This is a genomic window from Methanoculleus sp. (assembly GCF_036677455.1).
In the GTDB taxonomy this organism is placed as follows: Archaea; Halobacteriota; Methanomicrobia; order Methanomicrobiales; family Methanoculleaceae; genus Methanoculleus.
This window is the reverse complement of the sequence record NZ_JAVBWL010000037.1, coordinates 1-11,664: the sequence shown is the minus strand read 5'-3', so window position 1 is coordinate 11,664 and position 11,664 is coordinate 1. Positions and strand designations below refer to the sequence as shown.

Sequence of the window (11,664 nt, the reverse complement as noted above, 5' to 3'; positions counted from 1 at the left end):
GGAGAACGTCAGGCTCCTCGTCGAGCTCTTCCGGCGGAAGGAGGCCGGCGCCGGGGGGATGACGAGCGATGAGATCATCGGGTTCTTCCACGATGCCGGGGTCCACGGCTACGAGGAGGTGCCGGCCGACGTACGCGACAGGTACCTCCGGGCCGGGAAGAAACGGGCGCTCCTGAATCGGACGAACCGCGGCTACCTCAAGGAACTCGAGGAGCAGGGCTACGTTGAGCGGGAGTGGCGGGGCCGGCACTTCTCGGTCCGGATCACGAAGGCCGGGGAGCATATTGCGTGCGTGAGCGGGCTGGTGCCCGGTGTCGGGGGGTGAGATCCAGCGTATCTAGCGTCCGGCTTCGTTAAGAATAGCCCTGATCCCCTGCTTGAGGACCGGGAGATCCTCGCGCGTAGAAGCCGAAGATGGCGATCCACTCGGCGTCGTTTCTGGTGAGTATCGCGACGATGGTCTCCCGTGCTGTCCTGGTTACTGTACGTCCTGCCATTTCACCCGACCGTACCTCTGCTGGTTGGTATGATGCACACTCGGTATCAGTCTTTTGACGGACGGAGCGGCTCCTACCCGAACCGCTGCCGGGCCAGAGCGAGGGCCCGGTGGGCCAGCCGGATGCAGAACGCCGCTTCCTCTGCACACACAAGCGATCCGCTATACTGAACGTTGTGCCTGGCGACCCGCAGTTTGTCAAAGGCGTTCAGGAGATCGGCAACCTCAGGGTCATCACCGGATGTATGCCGCACTGCGGTAACGAGGCAGGCGTGGCTCCGCTCAACGTAGCCTGCAGCGTAGAGAAACGCCCGGACACTATGAAACGCACTGTTGTACGCAGGCATCGATGAGCCATCTCGTACTCCCCAATCGCGACGTTCTTCTCCGCCGCGCGAAGGAACCTCGCCGCAGATGCGAGGGAGCCGGGGACACGCTCCACCGCTCCGGGGTCGGAGCGGATGAGGCCCCGGTCGACGCACTCCCGCCACCTCATAGGCGGACCCCGGTAACGAGCATGTGGTTTTGAAGGACGTTCGCGGCAAACGGATCGCCCTCCTCTTTCATCTGCTCCCACCGGTAGTAGGGAACGACCGTCACCTGCACTTCGCGACCGGTCTCCGCCTCCAGTGCCGGCACCCGGCCGTGATCGACCCGGGACTCGTCGCCGATGATCAGGATGTCGATGTCGCTCTGCTCATCGAAGGTCCCCGACGCCGTGCTCCCGTAAACCGCAACCGCGATGCTCTCGGGGGCGAGCTCTTCGATGCCGGCCCGGACGAGGAGGAGGACGGTATAGGCCCGTTTCAACTCCCGGACGGCGAAGGAGTCGTTCTCGAGGGAGAGGAGCCTTGCCGTCCCGAGGTGCGTGGCGGTGAGCAGCCCGTCGCGCTCGAAGGCGTCGGCATACGCTTTGACGCTTCCCGGACTGACCCCGATCTCCCGGGCGAGTTTATTGATGTGGATCGCGCCCGTGGGGTGGGTGAGGAACCAGGCGAGGACCCGGAACCCGACGAACTTCTCGAACTCGCGGAACATGCAATATGTTGAATGATTGTTTAATATATTAAACGGTTTTGGGAGATCCGTTTGGGGCGAGTCCCGGGCGTCGCGGTGGTGATCGGGAGCGAACGCCGGCATGGACCGGGCGCGAAAGAGGGTCTGGTCGCTCCTGAGAAGAGGCGGATGTGTCATAGAGAGATCTGGAGAGGAGGAGGGTGATAAGGAATGCCCGTGCGCAGGGTGAAAGTGAAAGGGGGTTTCCCCTCTCACTCCAGGGCGGGGACGGCGTCGGGATGGAGGGATCCGGATCGAGCAGGAACCGCCACGTGGAACAGAGAGCATTTCACCACCACGTTTATCAATTCTCCTCTCGATCTCCTATTAATCGGGTGAAATCGGCGAGGCCGATGTTACCCTCAGGATGCTGGAGGATATTGTCCAGGCACGAGTGCTCCCTCCCGATGCCGTTGCCGTCGAACTGTAACGGGGACGCGGCCCGGGCGCTCTGCCAGCCGGGCGTCCTGCCGTGAGGGGGGTGGCGCTTGGGGGATGAACCGATGGGAGTGGGAGAAACGGCCCCGGGGCACGGAGGATTTCCCGGCACTATGCCGAGGAAGTCTCGACCATCTACCTTGAACAGAAACCGATAGAGGAGGAAATACGTTGGGAAAACCCACAGGGAGAACAGCCGGAAGAGAATTGGAAGAGACACTTTTTCCTCTCATCAGCGAAATCCGAGATATCGTCAAGAACGCCCGCCTGGCCGTAGCACAGAACGTCAACTCGATACAGGTCGTCACTAACTTCGAGATCGGCAGGCGGATTGTCGAACATGAGCAGCAGGGGAGTCCAAAAGCAGAGTATGGGAAACAGACCATACAGGAGCTGTCGCGCCAGCTGACCGAAGAGTTTGGAAGAGGGTTCTCCAAAAGAAATCTTGAGTATATGCGCCGGTTCTACCTTGAATACGGCGAATCGGCTCCCCCGGCAGTGTCGTGCCAACCAGGTACGGCTGTTCTCGTCGGGCAACCGATTGCGCAAACACCGTCTGCGCAATTCACCCGCCGGTTCGCTCTCAGCTGGTCTCACTATCTCTTCCTGATGAACATCGGCAACCGAGACGAACGCCAGTTCTACGAGATCGAGGCTCAACAGAGTCAGTGGTCACTCTCAGAACTCAAGCGGCAGTTCAATACCGGCCTGTATGAACGGCTTGCGCTCAGCCGGGACAGGAGCGGTGTGAGAGCCCTCGCCCACACCGGCCATGTCATCGAGAAGCCACAGGATATGCTCAAAGACCCGTATGTCGTTTCTCGGTCTTGACGAAAAGGCTCGCTACTCCGAGAACGATCTCGAATCAGCCATCATCGACAAACTGGAGACGTTCCTCCTCGAGCTGGGCAAAGGCTTCCTCTTCGAGGCACGACAGAAGCGGCTTACCTTTGATACCGACCACTACTTTGTAGACCTTGTCTTCTACAACCGTATCCTCCGGTGTTATGTCCTGATCGATCTCAAGATTGGAAGAATCACCCACGGCGATCTCGGCCAGATGCAGATGTATGTCAACTATTATGACCGGAAAGTCAAGCTTGATGATGAAAACCCGACCGTTGGGATCATTCTGTGCAAGATGAAGAACGACGCACTTGTCGAGCTCACTCTCCCGAAAGATGCCAATGTGTATCCCGGTATCAGGTCTATCTTCCTTCAAAAGAAGAGCTCAAGAAGAGACTTCTCGAATGGTCGGAAGATACGCCGGGGACAGAGTGATCGCACGATGATCCGGTCCCGTCGAGAATGCGTGGGGTTGGAACGGTGAAGAGAGGGGATGAGCCCCCTCTCACTCCAGCGCAGGGGCGGCGTCGGCCCAGTCCTCAACGGTGGTCTTGATCGCATCGTCCTGGTAGGACGAGATCCGGACCGTCTTCCGGGTGAAGGTGACGTAGTAGTCGCGACTGGCGGGAGCATAGCGAGCGGCAGGAGCAGGAGCACCGGAGGTGCGACACACCGGACGGGTCGTGGCACTTGAGCTGACAGTAGTAGCTCTCGCCGCCGAAGTCACGCTCGGCATAGCCGCCCATCGCGGCCGCGAGGGTCGCGTTCGCGAGAGCCTCCGCGGCGTTCGCGTTGAACGCGGCGATCGAGGGGGACTGCAGGGAGACGGTCCCGACCCTTTTCGCGGTCGTCTCGTCGAAGAACTCCACCTTCGCGGTGTAGTGCTCGCGGTTCCGGACGACGGCGGCCACAGGCTGCCCGTCGGAGCCGGTATACCCGACGCACCCGAAGGGGTTGTCGTTGATGACGGCCTCGATGAGGTTGTTAAACGCCGTTACGGTGGCGATCGGAACGGTGAGGTCCCGGACCGCCGATTTGTTCACGGTCTTCAGTACGAAGTCTGCCATGGGTTTGTTCTCCTGCACGCCCTCAGGGGGTGTGCCTGCTGCCTGCATCTTCCCGGGAATGTGACAGACAACTATAGGATATACCCAGGAGGGGATTAGCCTGACTTTATCGGGGGCGGTGCAGCGAAGATTGCACGGGAAAGGCGTCGTATAATGAGCAAAGGGGACCTTTTCCGTAACCGGCTGCCAGCTGGAAATGTTTTAGTGCATCGCCGATAGAACTGTTCCATAAAGGAAGGGAAGAGATGAATCACGGCCGGGATAAGATCGTTGAACTGGTAGACCGGGACTCGGTGATCATTTCGCACCACGCCCGGGTCAGGACGTTCGAGCGTAACATCTCCACCGACGATCTCCTCTCGGCGATCAGGGTGGGGGAGATCATCGAATCGTATCCCGATGACGAGCCCTGCCCATCAGTACTCATGCTCGGTTTTATCCGTGCCGACGCATACCATGTAGTCATCGGGATCTGTGACGACCATCTCCGGGTCATCACCGCCTACATGCCGGACGTTGAACACTGGATCGATACGCGAACGAGGAGGAGAAGAGAATGATTCCAGAGAGATGTACGTTCTGTAAAGGGACCCTGCAGGAGGGGAAGACCGAGTTCATCGCACGGGTCGGGGACGGGATCATCGTCATCAGGGATGTCCCGGCGCTCGTCTGCGACCGGTGCGGCGAGGCGTATTACACCGCAGAGATCTCCCGGAAGATCGACGCCGTGATGGCGGATGCCCACAGCGGCAGGCTCTGTTGCCGGCCTCTCGCGGCGGGCGAGGTTGAACTCACCGGGTAAGGAAAGGGGGTGGGCGGTCGTTCTCGTCGTGACGGCTGCTCTTGATGCCGCAATTTTGGCGATGCAGTCACCAAGGGCAAATTTATATCTCCACCTTCCGATAAGCCTGATTGAATCGCCATGTCTGTCACGCACGAATGAGGGACGGGAACGAGCGGCTCCTCGACATCCTGGAAGCGATCGAAGAGATTGAGCGATATGCGGTCCGGGGTGGGGTTGCGTTTTTGCAGGACGAACTGGTGCAGGTCTGGACATCACTTCTAAGGAGTTAATCCTGGTACAGGAAGTGAAACAAAAAGATGCAAAGGCTGATGCATATGCATCCCTGACGCCGATAGATGGCCCGGGCAGGGTTCCCTCGATTCAGGACCGTCCTTCGCTCAGAGCCGGAACAGTGCAGCGAGTTTTGCGTTGACCTCCGCCCGGAGGTCGTCATCAAGTTCTCCAAGTTCGCCGACCATCAGGTCTTTTAAGACCGTTGCAACTTTGTCCAGCCGGATAATTGAATCGACTTTGAGACCGCTCTCTGGGAAACCAGCGTGAGAAGTGGTCACCGTGACCCCTGTCAATTCCGCGCCGGCACGGATCTTTGACGAGATGAAGGCAAGGACAATGTCGCGATCGCCCTCATAAAGGACAAGTGCAGGGCGTAACTTTGTTGCCGTAAGGTCAGTGAAAGGGAACGGTATCGGACAATCCTTTCATCGGTACACAACTCTGGCATCCCTGATGGTATAGAGGTCGGGCTCCTCGGCGAGAAAGGCAGAGAGCGACTGCTCTGAGAGTTTCATCATCGCCATGCTCTCCCGCTCATCGAGGAGAAGCTCGATCTTCTGGTTGAGCTCCCTGATGCTCTCCTTGATCTCCCTGACGTCTGCTTCGATGCCGGTCATGAGTCTCCTCACAGGTAGTACACAGTGATCGATTGGATATCTCATCAATCTTTGCGTTTAAAGGTTGTCGGTACAATCGCGGGATTAGGCCGGTCCCCAAGGATTGCTATCCTGCTGGCGGGCGGAGAAGGCCGGGGAGGAATGACTGGCCGAAGGGTGCGACGTTCCAGCGGAACGTCGTTACTCGAAAACCCTCCGGGTTTTCTCAAACTCCGGCCCTTCGGCCCGTCGCTACTCGAAGACGCTCCACGTCTTCTCGAACTCAGGTGCTACGCACCTTCGTTCACCGCACCCCCTCCCGGCCATTCCACTCCCGGACCAGCCTCGCATAGCAGGTTTCACAGATATTCGCCTGCGCCTCTCGTGAGCGGTAGACCGCCTTCTTCTCCCCACAGACCGTGCACCTGCCGAGTTCGACCTTTGCCCGTCCAAACGTCCGATGGTCGAGCACCCCCGGGAGCGGCTGCACCCTCGCCGGCCGCTTTGCCTTCGAGAGGCAGTCGTAGCAGAGGTAGAGCCCCCCGCCACCTCGTTTGATCGACGACGTCGGCCGGCGGCCGCAGACGTGACAGGGTTCGTCCTTCTCCACCGGGAGGGCGATGTAGTCGGCGGGGTTGATGTGAGCAGCATTGGCAGCATAGGTACAGCAGGTGCTGCCAATAAGTGCAGCCACATTTGAGCCGGAATCCGATCTTTCGCCCCGATGCGGAGGATTCCTCTGTTCATGTACAGCAGTGTGGAAAACAGAGGCACCCCGGTCGTCACGGGAAGTACCCTTGCTCGTGCTCTCCGTTCTCTCATTCTGCTGTACAGGTACGTACATAGATCTATCTCTATCAGGATCTTGACCGCCTTTTCCAGAATTCTCCTCGTTCCGGACGATCTCTTGTTGGCAGCAGTTGCTGTACTTATGCTGTACATCTGCTGCACTGCTGCCATCATCGGGATCGTCGTCCAGCCAGACGGAGGCTCCCCCGCCCCAGGCCCGGTAGACCTCAGCGTCGAACGTGAAGTACTGTTCCCGGCGGCGGACCGTGGCCCCGTATTCGTTGTTCTCTGTCACGGTGGCGTCGTAGAGGCTGATCGCGGGGCACTTCTCCAGGAGGCCGGAGTAGAGTGTCCCCCGGCTGGTGTAGCCGTTGAGAAGTCGCCGGGTCTGGTAGTAGGAGAGACCGAGGGCGCTCTGGAGTTGCCGGATAGTAAAGACCTCGACCCCCATCCAGGCTACCGTCTCAAGCGCCGCCGTCTCGTTCCTGGTGAGTTTGGTCTCCTGGCCCCCGGCCGTCCCGGAGAGGGCGGCGTAGAGGGTCGCCGCCGCCGCGAAGTCCTCCGGCCGGGCGATCACCGCCCCGTCGCCGTCCCGGTCCCGCTGGAGGGCAAAGAGCCGGGCACGGCACTTGATCAGGTCAAAGAGCATCCCCGGGTTCCGGCGGTTCTGGGTTGTCGAGGACTGTATCCGCCGGGCAAAGGGGATCCGGACGGTGAGGATCTTCTCTTTCACCACCTCCCAGATTGCCCGGCAGGTGAGGATCTCATCGGTTGCCGGGCCCTGGCCGGCCGCCTCGGCCTCCTTCATGTGCTCGAAGACCTTTTTGTCCTGCTCGATGGTGTCGTCGATCCAGACCGTCAGCATCCGGTTCATCACCTGGTCGTCGCCGATATCCTCGACCTTCGCGAGCCACCAGACGCACCGCTCCGGGATGGTGCAAACACGGAGCTTCCGTTCGGTCGTCAGGGTCCGGTGCTCGATCGGCTCGCGGAAGTTCGCGGTCGCGGACTTGAGGACCTCCTGGAGGTCGTCGGAGAGCGCAACATCGTCGAAGAGGAGGACGGTCCCCGGCCGGAGGTCGTCATCGTAGTAGAGCGCTTTGTTCGAGACGGTGCCCTTGAGTTTGTAGGCGGCCGGGATGAGGGTCTGCATCGCCGTGCAGGCGTGGGTCTTGCCCTTTCCGGAGTTGCCGGAGACGGCGACATGGAGGCCGTTCGTGTTCTCGACGGACTGCGAGGCGAGGGACATCACCAGGCACTCCGCGACGGTCCGGTCGCCGACGTGGGCTTTGTTGAAGGTGTCGAGGAGGAACGCGAGCGGGTCGCCGTGCTTGAGGATATCGAGGGCTCGCTCGCGGTGCTCGTCGGCAGCCGGAGGAGGGGCGGGCTGCTCCTCCGGCTTCTTCTCCGCTTTCTGTCTCTTTTGCTCATACATCCCCCGGAGCTCCGGCCACCGCTGGGCTCCTCCGCCGCAGGTCGCATGGTGGCAGCCGGCGAAGATGGCGCCGTTCGCAAACTGGATGGCGAAGGCGCCGTCCTTGTGGGCCGATGAGAACGGGCACTCGTCGAGGGTGTAGAGGGTGCCGCCCTGCCAGGGCCTCGTGGACCGGACGGCGATACCGTGGTCGGGCAGCCAGGCGGCGAGGTCGATGCCCGGCCCCCTCTTTCTCTGGAGAGGCTCTTCCCGGGGGAGGAGCCCGGCGAGGTGCCGGAACCGTTCCACGGGAACGACCACTATCTCCGGTGGGACAGAGAGGATCTTCGCCCGCCGGTGGGGGCGCTCCGGGGTGTTGTCGCCCTTCCGGGAGCAGGTGCCGTAGAGTTTCCAGATCCGGGCGGCGTTGTGGTTCGCCGTATCGACGGTCACGGCCTCGTTCGAGAAGAGGGCGTCGAGGGTGGCGAGGCAGCCTTTCACGAGCGCGGTCGCTGCCTCGTCGTTTTCGAGGTCCACCCGGTAGAGGAGGTGGGCGCCGTTCCCGGAGTCGGCCCGGATTGGCGCGGGAAATCCCTGTTCCGTGAGGTATGCCGCAATCTGCTCGGCCGCAGCGAGTGCCGCGTCGTGCTCTCCATCGGTGGACGAGACCCCGCTCGGCCGGACCGGGTCGATGTCGACCGGGAACCATCGCCGGCGGGTGATGTCGGCGTCCGCCGTGGTCGCGTCTTTGCGGGAGAGCCGAATCTTGATTCGGTTTGCCCGCCGGGCGAGAAGCGCCGGGTTGACGTCATTTAAAGTGACGTAAATCCCGGCGACCGAGGGGTCGGCGTCGAGGGCCTCGACGGCCCGGGCGAGGCGCTCGTAATCGTCGAAGTAGCCGGAGTGGGTGACGCCGTCGGCGAGCGCCCGGACCTCGACCACGCCTTCAGTGACGGCAAGGATCTTCACCACGTTCTGGATGCTGCCTTTCACCCTGTCACCCCCGGGATGAGCGGGAAGAGGGGGGCGGAGATGGCCTCCCCGCGGGCAACCCGCTGGAAACTGACGAGCGGGAGGATGTAGGAGCCGACGCGGGTGTGGAGCATCACCGCCTTGCCGGAGGCGTTCATCGCCGCGTGCCCCTCGATAGTGAGCTCCCTGGGGGCCGCCTGCGAGCGATCCTCGACGATCGGGCTGACCCGGCCGTAGAAGAGGAGCCTCTTCAGGTCATCTGCCTCGATCCGGTAGCGCTCGGCCTCGACGGCGATCCGGAGTGCTCCCCCGGCACCGTGGCTGAGGGTGCCCACCTCCGGGGTCATGGCCGGCCCCGCTCGATGCTGATCGTATACTGGTGGTTCCGGGTCCGGCTGACGTGGATCTCGCGGACGGCTCTCCCATATCGCCGGATCCCGTCCGCGACCACCCACGGGACGAGGAAGAGAGGGACCGGGGAGACGTTTATCTCCTCCGGGGCAGATGTACCAGTGGCGGTCTGGCCGACGGTGCGGTCACACTTCAGGTCCGGGCTGCCGCCGCTGGTTCTCGGTTCGGTTCCTCCCCCACCCGGGGGTCTGCTGTTGTGTTGCATTTGTGCTATCTCCCTGCACCGGGATTTCCTCCGGCGCATACCCCATTCTCAGTCACCGTTGGTTAAAAGAGTGCGCCGAATGTCCCGGAAAAGGTAGCGAGCCCCATATATGTGTTACTTTATCGCGAGATCTCAAAATCGGAGAACCGGGGGAGGATATCCAATCCCGGGCCGAACCGGGGGTTATGAGAGTTCAGGGGTTGTCCGGGATTTCGCAGGTCTGGTCCGGGGATCTGCAGGCAGCGACCACGTCCCCGGCATGGTACCGGAGGCGGACCGCCCGGCCCCGGCCGGCTCCGGGCATCAGGTCGACGATCCCGGCCTCTGCCAGCCGGTTAAGGTACTCGTGGTAGGTTGTCTTACCGACCGGGAAGTACTCCTGTGCCGCCTCAAAGACCGCTCCCGACGCCATATCAACCCCGTCCCGGGACCGCTCCGCGATCCAGCAGGCGAGTTCCCGCTCGACCTCCGAGAGCCTCGCGGCCCGGGTCCGGAGCGCCGGCGCGGTGACCATCCGGGCTGCGGCGGTCACGTCGCCGGAACCGACCCGCCGGCGGCCGTCCTTCTCCGCCCGGAGGGCTGCCAGCCGGACGAGGTCGATCCCGACCCGGATGTCCTGTTCTTCAGCGGCGATCCGGGCGATACGGTCGAGGAGCGGCGCCGGCATCACCCCGGGGTAGAGCCCCTGCCGGACGCGGTCGGTGAGGATCTCGCGGACCTCAGCCTTCGCGTAGGGCCAGAAGGTGACTTCGAGCGGGTGGAAGACCGACCGGACGCTCGGGTCCGCCTCGGCATAGAGGTTCAGGGCGAGGTCGCTCGTGACCGCAAAGACTCCGGCTTTCCGGACGTCCCACTTCTCGTAGAGCCGGAGGAGTTGGTAGAGGAGGGTGTTGTAGGTCCCGGCGGCGAGCAGTTCGTTCGCATCGTCGAGGCAGACGACGAGCGCGGTATCGTGGTCCCGGAGGTGTGCGGCGATCCCCTGCTTGATATCGTCGAGGCACCAGCCGGCCGTCGGCGGGGCATAGCCGAGGAGCGCCTTGAAGATGCACCGGTAGACCGCAGGCACCGTGTGGTCGTGGCGGCAGTTGACGTAGACCGGGGCGATCTTCCGGGTCTCTTCCTGGACCATAGCAAAGACCGTGCGGACGGTGGTGGTCTTCCCGGTCCCGGGGGGGCCGCGGAGGACAGCGCTTCCGGCGCTCCCGCCCCGGAGGGTCGGTCCGAGGAGGAAGGCGAGTTCTTTGAGTTGGGCGTCGCGGTGGTGGAGGTGTTCGGGGAGATACGTGAGCTCGAAGACGTCGGGGTCGCGGAAGAGGGTCTGATCGCTCCTGAGAAGAGGCGAGTGTGTCATAGGAGAAACTGGAGAAGAGGTACTAGTTAACGGGTGGCCGTGTGCGGTGCGAAAGTGAAAGGGGGTTTCCCCTCTTCACTCCAGCGCGGGGACGGCGTCGGCCCAGTCCTCGACGGCGGTCTTGATGGCGTCGTCCTGGTAGGACGAGATCCGGACGGTCTTCCGGGTGAAGGTGACGTAGTAGTCGTCACCGGACGGGTCGTGGCACTTGAGCTGACAGTAGTAGCTCTCGCCGCCGAAGTCACGCTCGGCGTAGCCGCCCATCGCGGCCGCGAGGGTCGCGTTCGCGAGAGCCTCCGCGGCGTTCGCCTCATACGCGGCGATCGAGGGGGACTGCAGGGAGACGGTCCCGATGCGCTTGCCGGTGTTGTCATCGAAGAACTCCACCTTCGCGGTGTAGTGCTCACGGTTCCGGACGACGGCGGCCACAGGCTGGCCGTCGGAGCCGGTATACCCGACGCACCCGAAGGGGTTGTCGTTGATGACGGCCTCGATGAGGGTGTTAAACGCCGTTACGGTAGCGATCGGGACGGTGAGGTTCCGGACCGCCGATTTGTTCACGGTCTTCTGCACGAAGTCTGCCATGGTTGGTATCTCCTGCCTGCATCTTCCCGGGAATGTGACAGACAACTATAGGGTATACCTGGGAGGACATTAGCCTGACTTTATCAGGGAGCGCCGGACGGCTGTTCCTGTCGTGAGGGGTGCCATACAGGCGCAATTTTAACGACGCAGTCACCAGGGGGCAAATTTATATCTCCAACCTCCGATAAGACTGATCGAACAGCCATGTCCATCACGCAGGATCTGATCCAGAAGAAGCGTTCCAGGATTCTCGCAATAGCCGGACGGCACGGCGCCACGAACCTGCGGATCTTCGGGTCGGTCGCCCGCGGCGAGGCGGGGCCGGAGAGCGACCTGGATCTCCTGGTGGACCTGGAGCCG

At 62.1% G+C, this 11,664-nt stretch carries 18 protein-coding genes; 7 read left to right on the top strand and 11 right to left on the bottom strand.

Annotated features, from left to right (window positions below):
• A partial coding sequence (locus tag V6K60_RS08325) for a DUF6293 family protein (RefSeq protein WP_442919558.1) occupies positions 1–325 on the top strand: 325 nt, incomplete at its 5' end.
• A gap of 28 nt (positions 326–353) precedes the next feature.
• Here V6K60_RS08325 and V6K60_RS08320 read toward each other — a convergent pair.
• From V6K60_RS08320 to V6K60_RS08310, 3 genes are all read right to left on the bottom strand, one after another.
• A complete protein-coding gene (locus tag V6K60_RS08320; RefSeq protein ID WP_332450056.1) occupies positions 354–497 on the bottom strand; it encodes a hypothetical protein in 144 nt (47 codons plus the stop codon).
• A gap of 73 nt (positions 498–570) precedes the next feature.
• Positions 571–843, bottom strand: coding sequence for a HEPN domain-containing protein (locus V6K60_RS08315; protein WP_332450055.1), 273 nt, complete (start codon positions 841–843; stop codon positions 571–573).
• A gap of 145 nt (positions 844–988) precedes the next feature.
• Positions 989–1,534 (bottom strand): nucleotidyltransferase domain-containing protein, encoded by a 546-nt coding sequence (locus V6K60_RS08310; RefSeq protein WP_332450054.1) that lies wholly within the window; start codon positions 1,532–1,534, stop codon positions 989–991.
• Positions 1,535–2,161: 627 nt separating this feature from the next.
• Here V6K60_RS08310 and V6K60_RS08305 point away from each other — a divergent pair.
• A complete protein-coding gene (locus V6K60_RS08305) occupies positions 2,162–2,821 on the top strand; it encodes a DUF1016 N-terminal domain-containing protein (protein WP_332450053.1) in 660 nt (219 codons plus the stop codon).
• On the top strand, positions 2,802–3,320 hold the full coding sequence (locus tag V6K60_RS08300) for a PDDEXK nuclease domain-containing protein (RefSeq protein WP_332450052.1): 519 nt from the start codon (positions 2,802–2,804) through the stop codon (positions 3,318–3,320). Before V6K60_RS08305 ends, V6K60_RS08300 begins: the two co-directional genes overlap by 20 nt.
• A 55-nt stretch (positions 3,321–3,375) precedes the next feature.
• Here V6K60_RS08300 and V6K60_RS08295 read toward each other — a convergent pair whose 3' ends face one another.
• Positions 3,376–3,903 (bottom strand): hypothetical protein, encoded by a 528-nt coding sequence (locus V6K60_RS08295; protein WP_332450051.1) that lies wholly within the window; start codon positions 3,901–3,903, stop codon positions 3,376–3,378.
• Between the two features lie 245 nt (positions 3,904–4,148).
• Between V6K60_RS08295 and V6K60_RS08290 the strand changes: the two genes are divergently transcribed.
• The 3 genes from V6K60_RS08290 (at position 4,149) to V6K60_RS08280 (ending at position 4,977) form a co-directional block, all read left to right on the top strand.
• Positions 4,149–4,463, top strand: a complete 315-nt coding sequence (locus V6K60_RS08290) for a DUF4258 domain-containing protein (protein ID WP_332450050.1) — start codon at positions 4,149–4,151, stop codon at positions 4,461–4,463.
• On the top strand, positions 4,460–4,705 hold the full coding sequence (locus V6K60_RS08285) for a type II toxin-antitoxin system MqsA family antitoxin (protein ID WP_332450049.1): 246 nt from the start codon (positions 4,460–4,462) through the stop codon (positions 4,703–4,705). Before V6K60_RS08290 ends, V6K60_RS08285 begins: the two co-directional genes overlap by 4 nt.
• A gap of 137 nt (positions 4,706–4,842) precedes the next feature.
• A complete protein-coding gene (locus V6K60_RS08280; protein ID WP_332450048.1) occupies positions 4,843–4,977 on the top strand; it encodes a hypothetical protein in 135 nt (44 codons plus the stop codon).
• A gap of 108 nt (positions 4,978–5,085) precedes the next feature.
• Here V6K60_RS08280 and V6K60_RS08275 read toward each other — a convergent pair whose 3' ends face one another.
• The 7 genes from V6K60_RS08275 to V6K60_RS08245 all read right to left on the bottom strand — a co-directional run bounded on the left by V6K60_RS08275 (position 5,086) and on the right by V6K60_RS08245 (position 11,304).
• Complete coding sequence (locus V6K60_RS08275) at positions 5,086–5,394, bottom strand: type II toxin-antitoxin system PemK/MazF family toxin (RefSeq protein ID WP_332450058.1); 309 nt, start codon at positions 5,392–5,394, stop codon at positions 5,086–5,088.
• A 12-nt stretch (positions 5,395–5,406) separates the two neighbouring features.
• Positions 5,407–5,598: a hypothetical protein gene (locus V6K60_RS08270; RefSeq protein WP_332450047.1), complete on the bottom strand. Its 192-nt coding sequence runs from the start codon at positions 5,596–5,598 to the stop codon at positions 5,407–5,409.
• Positions 5,599–5,881: 283 nt separating this feature from the next.
• Positions 5,882–8,773: a hypothetical protein gene (locus tag V6K60_RS08265; RefSeq protein WP_332450046.1), complete on the bottom strand. Its 2,892-nt coding sequence runs from the start codon at positions 8,771–8,773 to the stop codon at positions 5,882–5,884.
• Complete coding sequence (locus V6K60_RS08260) at positions 8,770–9,099, bottom strand: hypothetical protein (RefSeq protein WP_332450045.1); 330 nt, start codon at positions 9,097–9,099, stop codon at positions 8,770–8,772. The genes V6K60_RS08265 and V6K60_RS08260 overlap by 4 nt, the downstream gene beginning before the upstream one ends.
• The gene (locus V6K60_RS08255; RefSeq protein ID WP_332450044.1) at positions 9,096–9,368 is read right to left on the bottom strand and encodes a hypothetical protein; all 273 of its coding nucleotides are present in this window, start codon (positions 9,366–9,368) and stop codon (positions 9,096–9,098) included. Before V6K60_RS08255 ends, V6K60_RS08260 begins: the two co-directional genes overlap by 4 nt.
• A gap of 193 nt (positions 9,369–9,561) precedes the next feature.
• On the bottom strand, positions 9,562–10,719 hold the full coding sequence (locus tag V6K60_RS08250) for an AAA family ATPase (RefSeq protein ID WP_332450043.1): 1,158 nt from the start codon (positions 10,717–10,719) through the stop codon (positions 9,562–9,564).
• Positions 10,720–10,794: 75 nt separating this feature from the next.
• Positions 10,795–11,304, bottom strand: coding sequence for a hypothetical protein (locus tag V6K60_RS08245; RefSeq protein ID WP_332450042.1), 510 nt, complete (start codon positions 11,302–11,304; stop codon positions 10,795–10,797).
• A gap of 204 nt (positions 11,305–11,508) precedes the next feature.
• On the opposite strand from V6K60_RS08245, the gene V6K60_RS08240 reads away from it, so the two are divergent.
• Positions 11,509–11,664, top strand: a 156-nt coding sequence (locus V6K60_RS08240; protein WP_332450057.1) for a nucleotidyltransferase family protein, incomplete at its 3' end; no start/stop codon positions are given.

Coding starts and splice junctions, on each gene's coding strand:
- V6K60_RS08320 (WP_332450056.1), bottom strand. CDS start 497: ATGGCAGGACGTACAGTAACCAGGACAGCACGGGAGACCATCGTCGCG.
- V6K60_RS08315 (WP_332450055.1), bottom strand. CDS start 843: ATGCCTGCGTACAACAGTGCGTTTCATAGTGTCCGGGCGTTTCTCTAC.
- V6K60_RS08310 (WP_332450054.1), bottom strand. CDS start 1,534: ATGTTCCGCGAGTTCGAGAAGTTCGTCGGGTTCCGGGTCCTCGCCTGG.
- V6K60_RS08300 (WP_332450052.1), top strand. CDS start 2,802: ATGTCGTTTCTCGGTCTTGACGAAAAGGCTCGCTACTCCGAGAACGAT.
- V6K60_RS08295 (WP_332450051.1), bottom strand. CDS start 3,903: ATGGCAGACTTCGTACTGAAGACCGTGAACAAATCGGCGGTCCGGGAC.
- V6K60_RS08290 (WP_332450050.1), top strand. CDS start 4,149: ATGAATCACGGCCGGGATAAGATCGTTGAACTGGTAGACCGGGACTCG.
- V6K60_RS08285 (WP_332450049.1), top strand. CDS start 4,460: ATGATTCCAGAGAGATGTACGTTCTGTAAAGGGACCCTGCAGGAGGGG.
- V6K60_RS08280 (WP_332450048.1), top strand. CDS start 4,843: ATGAGGGACGGGAACGAGCGGCTCCTCGACATCCTGGAAGCGATCGAA.
- V6K60_RS08270 (WP_332450047.1), bottom strand. CDS start 5,598: ATGACCGGCATCGAAGCAGACGTCAGGGAGATCAAGGAGAGCATCAGG.
- V6K60_RS08260 (WP_332450045.1), bottom strand. CDS start 9,099: ATGACCCCGGAGGTGGGCACCCTCAGCCACGGTGCCGGGGGAGCACTC.
- V6K60_RS08255 (WP_332450044.1), bottom strand. CDS start 9,368: ATGCAACACAACAGCAGACCCCCGGGTGGGGGAGGAACCGAACCGAGA.
- V6K60_RS08250 (WP_332450043.1), bottom strand. CDS start 10,719: ATGACACACTCGCCTCTTCTCAGGAGCGATCAGACCCTCTTCCGCGAC.
- V6K60_RS08245 (WP_332450042.1), bottom strand. CDS start 11,304: ATGGCAGACTTCGTGCAGAAGACCGTGAACAAATCGGCGGTCCGGAAC.